The organism is Cohnella mopanensis, assembly GCF_022352055.1.
Taxonomy (GTDB): domain Bacteria; phylum Bacillota; class Bacilli; order Paenibacillales; family Paenibacillaceae; genus Cohnella; species Cohnella mopanensis.
The window spans coordinates 493362-511262 of sequence record NZ_JAKRWM010000004.1; the positions used below are offsets into that span (position 1 = coordinate 493362).

Here is a 17901-nt window from a genome sequence, read left to right on the forward strand (position 1 = left end):
AAAGGTAGATTACCATGAGGATTGTTGGGGTATCGGAATTAGAGGTCGGGGATGTACTAGAGAAATCGGTACAAGGCACCAACGGCTTGGTTATGCTAGAGGCAGGTACAGTGCTAACGGAGAAGTATATTGATAGGCTCAAATCGCTTAGAATAAAGTTTATTCATATAAGCGATTCATCCGATCGGGATAAGGGTCCAAGCGTTATGGAAACGCGATCTTCCTTGACGGATTCTTGGGTTCGGCCGGACATCGACGAGATGAAAAACAACGAGAACGCGCGTAAGGAAGCGCTCAAGCTAGTGACGGAGTTCGTAGACAGAAACTTGATGCTTGAGCAGATCGTGCTGCCTTTTCCGGAAGGCAACTTCCGCCAGCAATTTCGCGATATGTTGATGGAGATAACCCTCCAGCCTGCATTGGCGGAAGAACTTGGCGTCATGATTCAGACCGATCGGATGTTGTTAGAGCACGCATTAAATGTGACCCTGTGCTCCACCGTAATCGGAAGCGCGCAGAAATTCGACAGCTCCAAAATATACGACTTATCGCTAGGGGCATTATTCAGCGATATTGGCATGACCCGGTTGCCGTTGGAATTGGTTAAAGTCAATCGCGAATTGAAAGAGTCTGAGCTTGCCATACTCCGTCAGCATACAAGCGAAGGCTATCGCGTGCTGAAAGGGATCAAAGAAATTCCGCTGCTGTCCGCCCAATGTGCCTTGCTCCACCATGAGAGATATCGGGGATCGGGATATCCGCTCGGCATGGCGAAAGACAATATTCCGGAGTTCGCGCAAATCGTAGGGCTGTCGGATGTGTACAGTGCTATAGGGTCGCCTCGCCATCATCGGAACGCATACCGCCCGGCAGAGGCGATTGAGTACTTACTGGCATCAGGCAATTATGATTTTGAGTGGAATTTGATTAAAGCATTTCTGAATCACGTCATCATTTATCCGGTAGATACGATTGTATGGCTAAGCAACGGGCAGACAGCAACGGTAATGGAGACGGAACGGCGTCCGATTCAGCGCCCGCTTGTACAGGTTTTAACCGAACATGACGGAACGCCGGTAAAAATTCCTTATACGCTTGAATTGCAGAGTCATACGAACGTCGTAATCGTTGGCAAGACCGACAATTGAACGGAACTTGAACGGACGGAAGACGGAAGGGGAGCCCCCTTCCGTCTTTTTTCTTAGGGCTTAAGAAGCACTCCCGCGCCTGTTGGACCTACTTTTGGAGTCAAAAAAGGGACTTTCCTAGCCTGTCAGGCTTGGCTACATAGAATAAGTGACCGCGCCCCTCATATACTGTACCAATCTATTTCAGCAGGGAGGCGGGAGCGTGCACGATTACATCAAGGAACGTACGATTAAGATTGGCCGAAGCATAGTGGAGACGCGCAATACGGTGCGTACGATAGCCAAAGAATTCGGCGTCTCCAAAAGCACGGTGCATAAAGACTTAACTGAGCGGCTGCCGGAGATTAATCCGGACTTGGCTGATCAGGTAAAGCACATACTTGAGTATCACAAGTCGATCCGGCACCTAAGGGGAGGAGAAGCGACCAAAATCAAATACAAGAAGACGACAATCAAAAAACGGGAAGTTATGACAGCGGGAAAGTCATAATTTTTACTGGCGATGTCGAAAGGAAAAGAAGGATTTTACGCTTAAGCGGCGAATATTATACTATTACAATATCAGACACTTCATATTGGTGAGGGATAATAGACGCATGTTTAGCAAAGACATCGGAATCGATCTGGGTACGGCTAACGTATCTATTCACGTAAAAGGCAAGGGAGTCGTACTTGACGAACCCTCCGTTGTCGCCATTGAAAGCGACACTCGCAAGGTGCTAGCCGTAGGGGAAGAAGCCCATCGGATGGTCGGGCGTACACCGGGCAATATTATTGCGATTCGTCCGTTAAGGGACGGCGTTATTGCCGACTTTGAAGTGACGGATATGATGCTTAAGGCATTTATCCAACGCGTCGGAGGCCGGAATTGGTACAGCCGCCCACGTATTCTGATTTGCGCTCCAACGAACATTACGTCTGTAGAACAGAAAGCGATCCGCGAAGCAGCCGAGAGAAGCGGCGCCAAGGAAGTCTTCCTAGAGGAAGAAGCGAAGGCGGCAGCAATCGGGGCAGGGATGGATATTTTCCAGCCGAGCGGAAACATGGTTGTCGATATAGGCGGAGGTACGACGGATGTTGCCGTTCTTTCCATGGGCGACGTCGTAACCGCCTCTTCTCTTAAAGTCGCAGGGGACAAGTTCGACGCCGCGATCATGAGATACATAAAGAACAAATATAAGCTTCTAATCGGTGAGCGTACGAGCGAGGACATCAAGATCAAAATCGGAACCGTTTACCTAAGCGGGCGGAGAGAGGAAATGGATATTCGGGGCCGAGATATGGTGACCGGTCTTCCTCTCACGGTAACGATTCACTCCGACGAAGTTCGCGAGGCGTTGTGGGAACCGGTAATGTCTATCGTCGCTTCCGCTAAGTCCGTGTTAGAGCGCACCCCTCCGGAATTGTCCGCGGATATTATTGATCGCGGAGTCATCCTGACCGGAGGCGGGGCGCTGCTCGATGGGCTCGATGCGCTGTTGGCCGACGAGATCAAAGTGCCGGTGTTGATCGCCGAGGATCCGATGCATTGCGTTGTTAAAGGGACCGGAATCATGCTCGACCATCTTGACAAGATGACCCGTAAGCTGGGTTAACCAGTGCAAACTAGGAGGATGGCTCCATGTTAAGAGGTTTATACACAGCTGCATCGGGGATGTTGGCCCAACAGCGGCGTCACGATACGATTACGAACAATATTGCGAATCTGAATACGCCCGGTTTCAAAGGGAGTAATGCCGTTAGCCGCTCGTTTCCGGACATGCTGATCTCAGTCATGGGCGGGGCTAATCCGCCTTCAGGAAACGTAGGTAAGCTCAGCACAGGTGTATTCGCTGAAGAAAATCTTCTCAGTATGGGCCAAGGAGATTTGAAAGAAACCTATCGCTTTCAGGACTTAGCGTTAGTCTCCGATATTCTCGTAAACGGCGTCGCCTTCGATGAATCCGGTAAAAACGTGGACCAGAACGGTAATGTGACATATAAGCCTCAAGCCTACTTCGCGGTAACTTCCGCTCAAGGCGAAGAGCTTTATACGAGAGATGGAAGTTTCAAAACCGCGCCTGACGGCAAGTTAATAACTTCTGACGGGTTAGAAGTAACTGGCGCGAACGGGCAACCGATCGTTGTGGATGTGCCATGGGAGCAAATCACTGTAAGTGCAGATGGCAGACTTATAGACGCCATAACGCACTTGCCGCTGAACGGAGATCCGCAATTGCGGATTATGCGAGTGGACAATCCTAACTTCCTCTTACGCCAAGGGGATGGAAGGTTTCGTTATCAAGGAGATGCCGCAGGCATTCGCCAAGTCGCAGTGGGAGATCGCGTAGAAGTCCGTCAAGGTTACCTTGAGCGTTCCAATGTCGATGCTGCCCAGTCGTCTATTGACCTGATGGCGGCGCTTCGTGCGTATGAAGCCAACCAAAAAGTCATTCAAACGTATGATCGCAGCTTGGATAAGGCCGTTAACGAGATTGGACGGGTATAATACACGCCATAAGGAGGAACTCCTAAGTGAATAACTCGATGATCACCGCGTCTGTCTCCATGGGCGCCCTTCAGCAGAAGTTGGATATCCTTGCTGATAACTTTGCCAACTCTAATACGGTTGGTTATAAACGTAAATCTGCCGTATTCGAAGATATATTGACAAGCCTTAATCCCCATGTGGAAGACTTCAACCAACCGGGGAGACGGACTCCACTAGGATTTACTCAAGGTTGGGGAACGAGACTAACTTCCATTCAGACGGATATGTCGCAAGGCGTGCTGCAAGAGACCGGGAATATGACTGACGTAGCGATCGAAGGAAACGGATTGTTCGAGGTTCGTACGGATGGCAATCTGAACGGGCCCCGCACGTTTACTCGACAAGGCCCCTTTCAACTGACTCCGACATTAAACGGTGATCGAATTCTCGTAACGAACTCGGGGCAACAAGTCATTGGGGATACGGGTAACGGGGATGATTTCATTCATGTGCCGGCGGGTTACGAGCTTTCCATCGGAGCGGATGGAACATTGACTGCAGTAGGAAGCGGGGATAATCCTCCGCTAAATCTGGGGAGACTGAAATTGGTGCAAGTGACCAATCCAGAACTGCTGCGAGCCGTTGCGGATAATCTGTTTGGAATTCCGGAGAACATTAACCCTGATGAGGTTGTTCGTGATGTTACGTTACTTGCTAACGGTGAGTCCAGCGTTGCCGTTCGCCAAGGCTTCGTAGAGCAATCCAATGTGAATATAGCGGATGAAATGACCGATTTGATGATCGTGCAACGAGCTTATCAATTGAGCGCAAGAGCTCTTTCCTCCAGTGAGCAAATGATGGGGATGGCGAATAACTTGCGTGGATAATCTTAAACGGACTAAGGCGAAAACAAGTCCGCGACGTTGTGCGCTGAAGGAGACGAAATCTTCATGGCTGCACCAACCCGTTCAAATGAACAAGGCAAAAGATCCTCAGGAAGGGTTATTGCCCGGATAATTTGGATGAGTATTAAATTGTTGATTATTCCTATTCTATGCATTATGGCTTTAATCGTTGGGCTGGTGGTGGGATACACCGTATTAGGGGACAAGCCCCTGTCGGACGTGTTCGATTCCAGCACGTGGAAGCATATGTATGATCTCGTGTTCGCGGAGGGCGGCTGAAGCCTGGCCTGCGCCTTGCAACCGGGACGGCAACTCCCCGGCTTCTGCTCGGGGAGTTTTCATTTGTAGAGGCGAGCGTTATAATAATTGGGAACTTTAGAGAGATGGGGGAAGTGCGGGAATGAATATACCCAATATGCTTACGATGTCCCGGTTTGTGCTGATCCCCTTATTTTTGATTTTATATTTTAACGATCAATCTATTGCAGCGCTCTGTATCTTATTGGTGGCAGGATGCACCGATTTTCTAGACGGATACATTGCTCGTCGAAGCGGACAAGTCACCGTCACGGGGAGTATGTTAGATCCGCTTGCGGATAAGCTCATGATGTTATCCGTCATTCTAGCGCTTCTAATTAAAAACGTAATCCCATTGGCTGCATTTGTCGTCATGGCTTTCCGAGAGCTGGTTATGATAATAGGATCAGCGATTTATCATTTCCGTGGTTTAAAAACGGTACCTGCCAACATGTTCGGGAAAGCGACAACTGTCATCTATTATGCTGCAATTGTGTTAATGTTCTTGGAACTGCCAGGCGGAGTGCCCGTATTATGGTGTGGAATTGCTTTATCTTTTGTGACATCGATTATTTATTTCATGAAATTCAAGAGTTTGAATAGGGTATCCTAACGGGTAAGCTCCACAAAAGAGCCCGCCGCCGGCTGGAGAACGGCGGGCGGCGGCAAGCTCTCTTATATCAACCTTCGCGACTGCAGCTCGCCTCAGGGATGGTTGTATTATTTACCGCTCCGGAGTCGCTTATTCGCGACCGGAGAACAAGATCAGGAGGAATTAATTATGTTGGATATCGTACAAATTCAGGAATTGATCCCGCACCGCCCCCCATTTTTGCTGGTCGACCGTATTTTAGAGCTGGAACCGGGTAAACGGGCGGTAGGCCTTAAGAACGTTACAATGAACGAGCCCTATTTTGTTGGGCATTTTCCTGGATACCCGGTCATGCCCGGGGTACTGATCGTTGAGGCGCTTGCTCAAGTTGGAACAGTAGCCATGTTGGCGCTAGAAGAAAACAAAGGTAAACTCGGTTTCTTCGCGGGTATTGATGAATTCAGATTCCGCGGTCAAGTGAAGCCGGGAGATACTCTCATTTTGGAGTTGGAAGTGACCCGTCTAAAAGGTCCAATCGGCAAAGGTCGGGGAACGGCTCGCGTGGGCGATGTGATCGTAGCGGAAGGCGAGCTCATGTTTGCTCTGTCGGATCCAAATAAATAAAGAAAGAAAGAAAAGGGAGAGAAAAACCATGTCCGCAAACCCACAGCATATTTACGAGGCTTGGCTGAAGGATCCCAACATAGATGCCCAGACGAAAGAGGAATTGCGTGCAATCGAAGGGCAAGCCGGAGAGATCGAGGATCGCTTCTATCGCGATCTTGAGTTCGGTACCGGAGGGCTCCGCGGAGTGATGGGCGCAGGTACCAATCGAATGAACCGTTATGTCATCGGCAAAGCCACTCAGGGCTTTGCTAACTTCTTGTTGGGGCAATCTTCTACCCCGTCCGTTGTCATCGCGCATGATTCGCGCAACAACTCGGATGTCTTTTCGCTAGAGGCCGCATGCGTACTTGCGGCGAATGGCATACGCACATACTTATTCCGTTCCTTGCGGCCGACGCCGCAGCTTTCGTTCGCGGTTCGCGATCAGAAAGCGACGGGAGGAATCGTCGTGACCGCTAGTCACAACCCTCCGGAGTATAATGGGTATAAAGTGTATGGGGCTGACGGCGGACAATTGGTTCCCCATCAGGCTGAACAAGTCATCAATCATATTCGTCTTATCGATTCCTTCGATCAAGTGAAAAGACTGACGCAGGCGGAAGCGGAAAAGAAGGGTCTTCTTATCTGGTTAGGGGACGAGGATGATCAGCGTTTCGTCGATGTCGTCGCGTCTCAGATCGTTCAGCCAGAGTTCATCAAGAATGGCGCGGGCGACGCTTTGAAGGTCGTATTCACTCCGCTCCACGGGGCGGGCAATGTGCCTATTCAGCAGGTTCTTAAGCAGGCAGGTTTCTCGAACGTAAGCGTGGTTCGTGAGCAGGAATTGCCAAACGGACAGTTCCCGACCGTCAAATCTCCTAATCCGGAAGAGCAGGAAGCTTTCACGCTGGCGATCAAGCTAGCGAACGAAGTCGGAGCGGATATCATTGTAGGCACGGATCCCGATTGCGATCGTATGGGTGCTGTCGTGAAAAATGACAATGGCGAGTATGTTGTCTTGACCGGTAACCAATCCGGCGCTTTGATGATCAACTACGTACTATCGAATCTACAAACTCAGGGCAAGCTACCAAAGAATGGGGCAGTCATCAAGACGATCGTAACAAGCGAGATGGGAGCGGATATCGCCACATCTTATGGTTGCGAGGTATTCAGTACGCTCACGGGCTTCAAATATATCGGAGAACTAATGTCGCAATTCGAAGCTTCAGGCTCTCATACGTTCCTATTCGGATACGAAGAAAGCTACGGCTACTTAACCGGTACATATGCGCGCGATAAAGATGCGGTCGTCGCCTCGATGTTGATCTGTGAAGCGGCGGCGTATTATAAGGCTCAAGGAAAAACCTTATATGAAGCATTGCTTGAATTGTACGATAAACACGGCACTTATTTGGAAAGGCTGGAGTCTCGTACTCTTAAAGGAAAGAACGGCGTCGAGCAGATCGGCGCGATCATGAACGATTGGCGCGTGAACCCGCCCGAGGAGATCGCAGGCGTTGCCGTGACTAAGGTGTTGGATTATGGTAAAGGGCTAGATGGTCTGCCTGTGGAAAACGTACTTAAGTTCCTGCTCGCGGACGGCTCATGGTTCTGCCTTCGTCCTTCAGGCACGGAACCGAAGATTAAAGTTTATTTTGCGGTATGTGGTACAGGGTTAGATGGAGCGACTGCTTCCTTAAAGCAGCTCGCTGAAGCAGTCATGGTCCGGGTTGATTCTCTGGCATAGATGAAATAAAGGAGTGACCGTTGTGCCTCAGTGGTTGAATACATGGAATTCAAGATTGGCGAAATGGCTATGGTGGGTTGTATTGCTAGGAGTGTTGGCAGCATTGCCGGTCATGTACGCTAGGGTACAGACAGAAACCTCAGCGAACGAAGTCGCTATCGTGATGGATTATCGCGATTTGTTACAAGTGGGGAATACGCAAGCGAATCCGCAGGCTTTCGTACAGGAGCAACTAAAGCTCTTGAAGGATGCTGGCGTTAATGGAATGGCCGTATTCGAAAGTACGTTGGAGGAGCTCGCTTGGGCGGGCGAGATCAACGTATATAATGCCACTCAGGCGGCTTTGCTTGAGGACCGTGTTTCTCCTCCTGAAGATAACGGCACATACGTGATCTTCAATAAACCGGAGCACGAGCAAGTGTTGCGTCCAATCATTGAATGGGCATTCCGCCATCATGGGGCTGATGTAACGAATTGGACGATCAAAGACCATTCGGGTTTGCGGTTGAACATGGGGTATGACGACGCATATATCCATGCGATGCAACCGAATCCGATTGCTATGAAGATGCTTAAGGATGAAGGTTTTATGATTGTGCCCCGTCTGTCGGATCGGTTTGTGCCGTTCGATCCGGTTGAAGTGGACAAGTGGCTACAATCGTTCCAAGAGCTCGGAGTTACAAGAGTTATATTCGATGGGGAAGCCGTAACCGGATTCGGGAAAGGAATCAAGTTCGGCGGGGTTCAACGATTCGCGAGCGAACTTAAAAAGCATAACATCGGAGTAGGGATCTTCGAGAACTTGAAAGTGCCGCAAAAAGGGATGTCCAAGCTGGCCAATCTTCTGGGCTATAATGCAATCCGAGCGCACTCCGTCTCGGAAGGCGAGATGACCGTGATCAAAAATCCGGTATTGGAAGATCGACTCGTCCTGGCGGTGAAAGACCGCAATATTCGCTTGCTCTATTTGAACGCGATAGCGGTTAGAGACTCGATCAAAGGTCAAGTATCGCATCCGCTTGGCAATATCGTCGACGTGTTGCAGGGCGATGAGGATTCAGTAGGCGTCGTTAAGCAGTTGCACGATTTCGGATTCGAAGTCGGACAACCTAAAGCTTTCGTCGTGGAGAAGGCTCCTTCCGAAACGATTTTACGCGGAATTGCCGCTCTTGGAGCGATAGCGCTGATCGCGTTAGTTTTCGGATTGTTTATCCCTTCGCTGCTATTGCCTGCTCTCGTAATTGGTTCGATTGGCGGAGCGGGATTATACGTTCTGAGCTCTACTTTAATGGTGCAAGCTTTAGCGCTATTCGCAGCTATTGCCGCACCTACCGCTTCAGTCGTGCTACTCGTTAAACGTATTAGAGTGCTTAGGGAAAGCGCGGAGACGCAGCCAATCTCCGGCATACGGCGATTGGGCGGGGCAGTACTGCTCTTGGCTCGGACGACGATTTTGTCGCTTGCGGCGATTCCTTTTGTCGTAGCGCTTCTTAATCACATCTCGTACAGCTTGGTACTACAGCAATTCCGCGGCGTTAGCTTGTTGCACTTGGTGCCGATTGGATTGGTCGCGCTATATGTGTTCTTATATGGCAATGAGGATACTGTTGTGGGGAATGCCAAGAAAATATTGGCAATGCCGCTAACCGTGCTGTGGATTGTCGGCGTTGGCGCTCTCGGCGCTGTAGGTTATTACTATCTGTCCAGAACGGGTAATGGCGGACAAGTTACGGGGATCGAAATGCAGTTCCGTTCACTAATGGAAAACACGTTCGGCGTTCGTCCTCGTATTAAAGAGTTCATGTTTGGCCATCCGATATTTTTCGCGGGTATATTCCTAGCGCTTAGATATCGCTGGGCAATGGTGCTGCTTGTTGCGGGTACGATCGCGCAACTTTCTCTAGTAGATACTTTTGCGCATATTCATACGCCGTTGCTGCTGTCCGTAATCAGGATTTTCCTTGGCTTAGGAATTGGCGTCTTGATTGGCCTTGTTGTTATCGGCGTTTGGCAGATTGGCGAGAAACTTTGGGCGAAATGGATGAAGCACACGACTCCTGCGGCTTAAGTTATCCCGTCCGCTCAGTTTGTTAGTTATGATGATTAATAGGCATCCCCTTCGCTCTTGTTAGCGTGGGGGATGTAGTTCTAATTTGACGTTATCCCTTTGGCTCAGGAAGTAGGCTTCGAGGTGTAGATGAATACTCTTTTTTCGTTATCCCGTTCGTTCAGGAATGTCTGGGATGACGAGAAAATCGTCATTCATTTATGAAATTTTTTTATTGTAGGAACGAGTCGAGCATGAAAGTGTTGATAGTGAGCTAATGAAGTCGATTGTAGGAGCGGGAAAAATGGAGCATCCTATAATGGAAAATGGTGCGATAGGGGCGAGGAAAAATCGGACAGCGCGCAGAAATGAAGAACAAGAATAGTCGTACATCGTTCCGTTTGGTTTTGTCGGGGTATTACGGATTTCGCAATAGCGGGGACGAGGCAGTGCTTAAAAGCATTCTAACGGCGCTAAAAGCGGAGGCTAACAATGCCGGAGTTGAAGTTGTGCCTATCGTTTTATCGAGTGATCCCGAGTGGACTGCGAAACAATACGGAGTGGAATCCGTCCATCGGATGAAATTAGGCGAGATCAGACGGGCGCTTAAGAATAGCGATGGCTTAATTAGCGGCGGTGGCAGTTTGCTGCAGGATGCGACGGGACTGGGGTCCATTCCATATTATCTAGGAATTATGGCAATCGCGCGTTGGTGCGGTAAGCCAACCTTCGTATATGCGCAAGGAATCGGGCCGGTAAACCGGAAAATAATGCAACCTTTTATCGCGCGGGCATTCAAGCGAGCGGGGTACGTTTCCGTGAGGGATGAAGAATCGGCAACGTTGCTGCGTAGGTTTGGAGTGCCGCCGGCCAGCATTGACGTGGTGCCGGATCCGGTAATGGGGTTGCCGGCCGGAGACGGCGCCGGCGAAACAGCGAGCCACGCGATCGTCGGCTCGCAAGAGGTGGAATCGCCACCGGTGGTGGGCGTGTCCGTCAGGTTCTGGCGCAGCGACCGCACGGACTTAGACCGCGTGGCTGCCGCGCTTGAAGCGCTGGCAGGACGGCATCGCGTCCGGCTGCGCTTCCTGCCGTTCTATCGCGGTGCGGACGAAGATGCGTCGCGCTACGTGATGGAACGGCTGGCGGGAGCCGGGGCTTCAGCGGAGCTGGCCCCGGCGCACGATGACCCGCAGCAGATGCTGCGGGAGGTCGGCAGATGCGCGCTGCTCATCGGGATGCGCCTGCATTCGCTCATCTATGCGGCGAATCAGAACGTTCCGCTTATGGGTTTGTCATACGACCCTAAGATCGATCAGTTTTTGCAGCGAATCGGGCAGCGTGCCATTGGCACGACAGACTCACTTGATCCGGATATTATGGCTTTGCAGGCGGCCGATATTTTGCGGGATCCTGGCCAATGGCACCAAGAAAGCGACGCTGCGATACAACGTCTTAAGCTGGAGGCAGCTAAGCCTGCGCAACAAATCGTGAGTTACATACGTACTTAATGTAGGCGATTTAAATTCAGCCTTCGACACCTTAAGGTCGAAAAAAAGAATTTTTTAAGTGTTAACCTATCGCAGTTGGCGTTATAATGGCAGATAATTCAGTCGTTTAATGAAAAAGCCTATGCTATGAGTGCTCTGGGCGAAAGGGATAACGGTTTGTGCCAAGTGCACAAATAAAATTCCTGAGCGAAGGGGATAGCGGCAAAGAGAGAAAAACACACTAGCTGGAGAGTGACCTCATTTGAACTCCAAAACGAAACCGTTTCCGACGGTTTCCCTGTACGGCGTCCCATTTTCGAAAATGAATATGAAGGAAACCGTAAATTACTTGGCGCATGCCGTTGAAACCCGACGCCCTCATCGCGTCATCACTGGGAATCCGATCATGCTTATGGTCGGGCTGGACAATCCTTCCTTTCATCGCACTCTGGCTACCGCCGACTTGGTCGTGCCGGATGGATCGGGTGTCGTATGGGCCGCTCGTCGCTTAAAAGAGCCGGTGCAAGAGCGCGTAGCTGGCTTCGATCTCATGCACGAGTTGCTTCGGGAGGGTGAACGCCATCAGTGGAGTGCGTATCTGCTCGGGGCTTCCGCGGACATTATTGAGGCTGCCCATGAAAAATTAAAAAAACAATTTCCGGGAATTCGTTTCGTCGGTCGTCGGGACGGTTATTTTACGGATAAAGAAGACGGAGAAGTCGTAGCAGCCATCAGGGAAGCGAATCCCGATTTGCTGTTCGTGGCCCGCGCTACGATGAATCAAGAGCCGTGGATCGAGAAATATCAGTCTGTTCTCGGGGTTCCGGTCGTGATGGGCGTTGGGGGAAGTTTCGACGTGGTATCCGGCAAGCTTAAACGAGCTCCGGCAATATTTCGCAAGTTAGGTATGGAATGGTTCTATAGGCTATTACGACAGCCTACCCGGTTTAAAAGGATGCTTGTTCTCCCTAAATTTGCGCTCAAAGTGATTAAAGATGGAGATAAAGTCCTTAAACATAGCAATCCGTGATGAAAACTTTCATGAAAATGATGAAAATCATGAAAAACGGCTGAAAACGACTGAATGTTCACCTTGTTGGATTCCTTGTGACGGGAGTATAATTCATTCCGGTACAGAAAAAGGGGAGTTGTAGATGGTGTCTGGTTGGATGCTAGGTATTGGACTCATTTCATTTATTGCAGCGATGGGGTTAGCCCTTGTATTAACACCGCTCGTTAAGAAGTTGGCCGTTCGCATCGGTGCGATCGACGTGCCTAATCATCGTAAAGTTCATACAAGAATCATGCCTCGTCTGGGCGGCGTTGCGATCTATGCTGCGTTTACCGTGGGCATATTACTTATATTGCCGTGGCTGCCGGAAGGCATGCTAAGCGCGTACGACCGTAATCTCATTGGTGCACTCTTAGTAGGGGGCACGTTGATCGTTCTACTTGGCGCGCTTGATGACAAGTTCGACTTGTCCGCAAAGCTTAAACTGCTCGTGCAAATCGGTGCGGCTTGTATCGTCGTATTCGGATTTGACGTTAAGATTGATTTGTTGAACATTCCATTCGGATCGGCCATGCAGCCGTTAGGGGAATGGCTTAGTATTCCGCTTACGATCTTCTGGATCGTCGGCGTAACGAACGCGATTAACTTAATCGACGGATTGGACGGGCTTGCCGCAGGGGTGTCGGGTATCGCAGTTGCCACCATTTTAGTCATGGGTATTATTATGGGCAACTCTACCGTTATTTTGCTGTCGGCGATATTGCTTGGCGCAATTGGAGGATTCCTGTTCTTTAACTTCCATCCCGCGAAAATATTCATGGGAGACTCGGGTTCACTGTTCCTTGGCTTTGCCTTGGCGACGTTGTCCATGCTCGGGTTCAAGCAAATTACGATCGTATCTTTCGTAACGCCGCTACTTATCATCGGTGTTCCGCTGTCCGACACTTTCTTTGCGATCGTCCGCCGATGGATTCATAAGAAGCCTATCTTCGCGCCGGACAAAGGACATTTGCATCACTGCCTTCAACAGCTTGGATTCAGCCATCGCAAGACGGTGCTGATTATTTACGGAATCGCTACCTTCTTTGGCACGTGCGCGGTTATCCAATCGTCCGTATCCAATACAGGATTAGGGAACTGGATCACGTTCATCGTCATCTGTGCTCTCGTATTCTTGTTGCAAATCGGTGCCGAGTTAATCGGAATCGTCGATCAGACCCGGCGGCCGGTGCTTGATCTTCTGGCTAGACTCCGAATGAAGCCGCACACGGAATCTCGGGGCAAGTAAATAAGCGGTCCGAACTCAAAAAAGACTCGATTGTACCTCCTTAAGAGATTAAGGACAGGCAATCGGGTCTTTTTTTCGTCAATTCATCTAAAGAATTAGCGGTCAATGCCCGATAACTAATGTACGGAACTTTTGCGGCATCATGTCGTCTAATGGTAGAACATGCCGAATTAGGCGAATATCGCTAAGAGGAGGGAAGCAATCGGACAAAATCATCTTAATCAAAGGGTGGGTCTAGATTATTGTTTACTAAGTGAGAGTTGAGAGTCGTAGGGCTCTAGCCATACATAAGGAGGATTTTTCGTGAGAAAACTATTATCGGCGTTTCTGGCATTTGCACTTGTTATCACACTAATTCCTGCTAATTTAATTCAGCAGGCTAACGCGGCTGGTTCGGCTGCAACTTATTTTATTCCGGATAATACTGTCCTACGTGATACTGCATTACGCTCTATCGACGATATATCTAATAAATTGACAAGAGATAACGCGTATATCACGAGTAATGGAAAGTTAACGGTAAACGGTACATTCTCGTATGTTTCCTCAACATCCATGGGAGTTAAGGTCGAACAACTGAATCTGCAAACAGGCGGAACCTGGTTGCCTGATAGTAACCATTTCACAACAGGCTCCATTCAAGAAGTTGCGGGGCAAACGAATCGATTTACAGCAAATAATCTGACCTTGTTTAGCGGGATGAACAGAATTACGTTCTCGGGCATGCAAGGAACGATCCAACGTTCCGATGTGTTCTATGTTCTCTTTGATCAAGTTCCCTTTATCGAAAGCCTTAAAGTAATCAGTGGTTCAACTACTGTAAATCTGAATGAAGGAACCCAAGCAGTCGTTCCTGCTCAGTTGATTACACTGCAAGGTATTGTAAAGAATGCAACATCGGCAACGGTTAGCATGAACGGCAGCACGCCGATTCTGGCTTATATCTATGACGATGGTACGTTATTTACTCCGGCGATGACGTTGAAACCGGGGTTGAATAAGCTGAAAATGACGATTACCAACGGTAGTAATACGATCAATACGACGCGCGAATTATACTTTTTCGATGCGACGAAGCCATACACGGACGTACAACTCGTGCACCATTCGGCTGAATATCCAATATTGAATAATATTCCTAATGTTACAACCGCAGCGTCGTTGCCTCCAGCTGTGCCTGGTGAGGAAGCGGGTTTGAAAGTGACCATGCTTGTACCCTATGGCTCTGCTGATTTTGGAGGGGCTGCAACGTATGTCATGAATGGCGCCCCTGTCGAGACGGTTACTACTGCTGACATAGTCACTCCGGACATTATTATTCCTGGGGCAGATGGCATTACTCCGCAGTATAGGCTCGTAACCTTTAAGACCCACACTACGTTCCCTTTTAAAGTTACTGCTGGAGCGTATTCTAAAACGCAAGATGTAAAGTTGACTGTAACTTACGATACAACAACTAGTTCATCTACTACTACTACGTTTACGACTTCTTTCCAAGGAACATTCAAGTTCGTACCGGGAGATACCGTAATTACAAAAATGCAATATTTGCCTAATTACACTGCGGGATCGGATCTTGCTACCGCAGATAAAGAACCATTGGATGGGGCACAAGTCCAAAGTCAGAATTTCTACATCTTGGTTGACGCTAATGTTGTACCAACGGCTGACTTAGAAGCTTATTATTTACCTCTTAGCACGACACCGTTAACGATAACTCCAGCTGCGGATCCTTCAGATTTGGGTGCGACTCAGAAGGTATATCTGATTCAGAATTTTACGAATGGTCAACAAAAGGTACAATTTAAGTACGCTAACTCAACCTCATCGTTTAACGCAAATATTTCTTACGTTAATAAGAGCTATATTTATATCGAAAACCTGTACGATGGACAAACGTATAAATTCGATTCTCGTGATGGTACGAATACGTTAAAGATAACGGGTAAGTTCATGGGCTTCGAGAATATTGAAGCTGCCCAATATTTTGTAAACGGCGTATTGATTGACAGCGTGGATGATAATGTGACCCCTACGGATCCTTTAACCGAACTAACGGTACCGGACATTAATGTAACTCTTAACATCGGGGGAGCAGGTCCGCTAGTATTCGGTGAGAACCGGATTGTGTTCAAAGCTGTAAATAAGAATGGCGCTGGTATATCTCAAGAAATCGTTAAGGAAGTTCGTATCTATTTAATCGATACTAATGTATCTACGATTACTAAGCTAATGCCTACGTTAAGTGTAGCTGGCCGTGAAGAGTTTACCCAAGGCGAATTAACGGATCCGCCATATACAGATGACAAGATGAATAAGATTTTCGCAGTCACACCGGAATTCTTATTGATTAATGGAAAATATACAACCAGTGAAACGAAATATGATATTGTCATTCGCGGTACAGGTGCTAGGATATTGAATTTGAAGCTCGGAACCGAGCTCATATTTAACACAGCGATTCCTGTGAAGGGTGACGGTAATCTCGGTCTTAAGCAGAATGCATACTACACAGGTAATAATCAGCAATTCTATTATGATTTGGCTGGAGACGAGAACGATTTTATTCTCAGGATTCGCGACATTCCATTCATAAATCCAGGTTCGCACATTTATAACCTTGAGCTAATCAACGATACGGGTGCGCGCACTAGCCAATTATTGAATGTTACCCGGGAGCTTTCGCCGTATAGGGTTCTAGCACCGCAACCGACTGTGGGTAACCAGATTCTCGTGAATAAAAATTTCGTGCATTTCGATATTGAAGCCGAGGGTGCAACCGAAGTGCTTATCGGCGGTCAGAAAGCAACGAAACGGTCGGATCGCGACAATCGCTTTATCTATGATTATGTCGGTCTTAAACCTGACAAGCTGACTGCCATTAAAATTCAAATTAAGCGTGCCGATACGACGCTTAATAATACCGTTCAAGTGTATTATTCAAGTTCGGTGCAAATCGATAGTCAATTCATGCAGAAGCTGGATAAGAAATTCGAAGTATTCGATAAGAACGTGTTGCTTACATTCCCTAAAGGTACGGTATTGCAATCCGCTAAACCTAATGCATCCAATGTTACCAAGCTTTATAATAATACGATGATATTATTCGGGATTGCCGATCCACTTGACGGTGTCGTTGAGAGAAGAAACGATTATGGGAACATTATCAATATCGATTTTGATGAGCGTTTCTCGGACAAAAGCCAGATCCAGATCCCTGAACTTCTGGCCATCCGATTTAAGAATAACAGCAACACATTAAACTTCACTCCGATATCACCGATTTATTGGATAAGCGGTGGAGAAGGGGAATATGGCAACAAGGGCGATCTTGATTATAAACCTGCTACAAATGGACTCGCGCCATATTCAACAGAAGGATTGTTCACTCAATATCCTTTGGAACGTAAAGTTATTCCTTCCAAACGAGGCCAGTTAACCCTTAAATACGATACGAATGTAGTAGACGAAGCAGGGTATACCTTATCGGTATTCCGTTATACGGATAACGGCAGCTGGGAGAACATGGGCGGAAAAGTAGATGCTAAGAAACATACGATTACGGTTCCATTCGACGATTTCGGCTATTACAATGTCGTTAAGTTGAGAAAAGGCTTTACGGATATTACGAATCATACGTGGGCTCGCAATATTCTGAATGCATTGTATTCCAAGGGCATCATGAAGAATATGCGTACGGACGAGTTCGGCGCGAATGATCTTACAACGCGCGGCGAGTTTGCTACGTTGCTTGTCAAAGGTCTCAACCTTCCGTTGAACTCAGCTGGCAGTCAGACGTTTTTCGATATTTCTCCGGGAACGAAGACTGACACATGGAGTTACGAATATATTGAGACAGCAGCAAGAGCGGGTATCGTAACAGGTTTAGATGAAGGCTTCTTCGGTCCGGAAATCCGGATTACGCGTCAGGAAGCGGCTGTCATGATCGCAAGGGCCATGAAACTGAAAACGCCTGTAAACGATACTAAGTTGGAATCGAGTCTCGCTAAATCGTTCACGGATTCTGGACTTATTCATTATTACTCCAGACCGGCAATCGAAGCGGTGACCAAGGCGAAGATTATGTCCGGAACACCTGTTACTGTTGAAGGCCAGAAGAAAAAACTTTACGCCTTTAATCCGAGAGGAAATATGACTCGTGCCGAGGCGGGTAAAATCGCCGTGGAGTTGTTGAAGAAGTATAATAGCTTATTCCCTAAAAACTTAAGCTAAGCTTGCCTAGTACGCAGAACGGGAGGCCAATGGGTCTCCCTTCTGTATTTCTCATTCTTGGTT

The 17901-nt window shown here is 48.4% G+C and carries 14 protein-coding genes; all 14 read left to right on the forward strand.

Features of this window, described 5'->3' with window-relative positions:
* Window positions 1-14 precede the first annotated feature (14 nt).
* The 14 genes from L3D05_RS09630 (at window position 15) to L3D05_RS26705 (ending at window position 17838) form a co-directional block, all read left to right on the forward strand.
* Window positions 15-1148: an HD-GYP domain-containing protein gene (locus L3D05_RS09630; protein ID WP_239615816.1), complete on the forward strand. Its 1134-nt coding sequence runs from the start codon at window positions 15-17 to the stop codon at window positions 1146-1148.
* Window positions 1149-1350: 202 nt separating this feature from the next.
* A complete protein-coding gene (gene spoIIID, locus L3D05_RS09635) occupies window positions 1351-1638 on the forward strand; it encodes a sporulation transcriptional regulator SpoIIID (RefSeq protein ID WP_239615817.1) in 288 nt (95 codons plus the stop codon).
* Window positions 1639-1744: 106 nt separating this feature from the next.
* Window positions 1745-2743 (forward strand): rod shape-determining protein MreB, encoded by a 999-nt coding sequence (gene mreB, locus L3D05_RS09640; RefSeq protein ID WP_305037429.1) that lies wholly within the window; start codon window positions 1745-1747, stop codon window positions 2741-2743.
* Window positions 2744-2769: 26 nt separating this feature from the next.
* Window positions 2770-3636 (forward strand): flagellar hook-basal body protein, encoded by an 867-nt coding sequence (locus tag L3D05_RS09645; protein ID WP_239615819.1) that lies wholly within the window; start codon window positions 2770-2772, stop codon window positions 3634-3636.
* 26 nt (window positions 3637-3662) lie between these two features.
* Window positions 3663-4505 carry a flagellar hook-basal body protein gene (locus tag L3D05_RS09650; protein WP_239615820.1) on the forward strand — a complete coding sequence of 281 codons (843 nt, stop codon included), beginning with the start codon at window positions 3663-3665 and terminating at the stop codon, window positions 4503-4505.
* A 135-nt stretch (window positions 4506-4640) separates the two neighbouring features.
* Entirely contained in the window at window positions 4641-4802 is a 162-nt protein-coding gene (locus L3D05_RS09655) for a DNA-directed RNA polymerase subunit beta (protein WP_239615821.1), read from the forward strand.
* Window positions 4803-4923: 121 nt separating this feature from the next.
* A complete protein-coding gene (locus L3D05_RS09660; protein WP_239615822.1) occupies window positions 4924-5433 on the forward strand; it encodes a CDP-alcohol phosphatidyltransferase family protein in 510 nt (169 codons plus the stop codon).
* Between the two features lie 168 nt (window positions 5434-5601).
* On the forward strand, window positions 5602-6036 hold the full coding sequence (gene fabZ / locus L3D05_RS09665; protein ID WP_239615823.1) for a 3-hydroxyacyl-ACP dehydratase FabZ: 435 nt from the start codon (window positions 5602-5604) through the stop codon (window positions 6034-6036).
* Window positions 6037-6064: 28 nt separating this feature from the next.
* Window positions 6065-7768, forward strand: a complete 1704-nt coding sequence (locus tag L3D05_RS09670) for a phospho-sugar mutase (RefSeq protein WP_239615824.1) — start codon at window positions 6065-6067, stop codon at window positions 7766-7768.
* A 22-nt stretch (window positions 7769-7790) separates the two neighbouring features.
* On the forward strand, window positions 7791-9836 hold the full coding sequence (locus tag L3D05_RS09675) for a DUF5693 family protein (RefSeq protein WP_239615825.1): 2046 nt from the start codon (window positions 7791-7793) through the stop codon (window positions 9834-9836).
* Window positions 9837-10183: 347 nt separating this feature from the next.
* Window positions 10184-11326, forward strand: coding sequence for a polysaccharide pyruvyl transferase CsaB (gene csaB, locus L3D05_RS09680; RefSeq protein ID WP_239615826.1), 1143 nt, complete (start codon window positions 10184-10186; stop codon window positions 11324-11326).
* 241 nt (window positions 11327-11567) lie between these two features.
* Window positions 11568-12335, forward strand: a complete 768-nt coding sequence (locus tag L3D05_RS09685; protein WP_500786039.1) for a WecB/TagA/CpsF family glycosyltransferase — start codon at window positions 11568-11570, stop codon at window positions 12333-12335.
* A 139-nt stretch (window positions 12336-12474) separates the two neighbouring features.
* The gene (locus L3D05_RS09690) at window positions 12475-13605 is read left to right on the forward strand and encodes a glycosyltransferase family 4 protein (RefSeq protein ID WP_239615953.1); all 1131 of its coding nucleotides are present in this window, start codon (window positions 12475-12477) and stop codon (window positions 13603-13605) included.
* Between the two features lie 303 nt (window positions 13606-13908).
* Window positions 13909-17838 carry an S-layer homology domain-containing protein gene (locus tag L3D05_RS26705; protein ID WP_239615827.1) on the forward strand — a complete coding sequence of 1310 codons (3930 nt, stop codon included), beginning with the start codon at window positions 13909-13911 and terminating at the stop codon, window positions 17836-17838.
* The last annotated feature ends 63 nt before the right edge of the window (window positions 17839-17901 follow it).

Bases quoted from the DNA above. Each gene is read 5' to 3' on its own strand.
- L3D05_RS09655 (WP_239615821.1), top strand. From the start codon at position 4,641: ATGAGTATTAAATTGTTGATTATTCCTATTCTATGCATTATGGCTTTA.
- L3D05_RS09645 (WP_239615819.1), top strand. From the start codon at position 2,770: ATGTTAAGAGGTTTATACACAGCTGCATCGGGGATGTTGGCCCAACAG.
- L3D05_RS09660 (WP_239615822.1), top strand. From the start codon at position 4,924: ATGAATATACCCAATATGCTTACGATGTCCCGGTTTGTGCTGATCCCC.
- csaB (WP_239615826.1), top strand. From the start codon at position 10,184: ATGAAGAACAAGAATAGTCGTACATCGTTCCGTTTGGTTTTGTCGGGG.
- fabZ (WP_239615823.1), top strand. From the start codon at position 5,602: ATGTTGGATATCGTACAAATTCAGGAATTGATCCCGCACCGCCCCCCA.
- L3D05_RS09670 (WP_239615824.1), top strand. From the start codon at position 6,065: ATGTCCGCAAACCCACAGCATATTTACGAGGCTTGGCTGAAGGATCCC.
- L3D05_RS09690 (WP_239615953.1), top strand. From the start codon at position 12,475: ATGCTAGGTATTGGACTCATTTCATTTATTGCAGCGATGGGGTTAGCC.
- L3D05_RS09630 (WP_239615816.1), top strand. From the start codon at position 15: ATGAGGATTGTTGGGGTATCGGAATTAGAGGTCGGGGATGTACTAGAG.
- mreB (WP_305037429.1), top strand. From the start codon at position 1,745: ATGTTTAGCAAAGACATCGGAATCGATCTGGGTACGGCTAACGTATCT.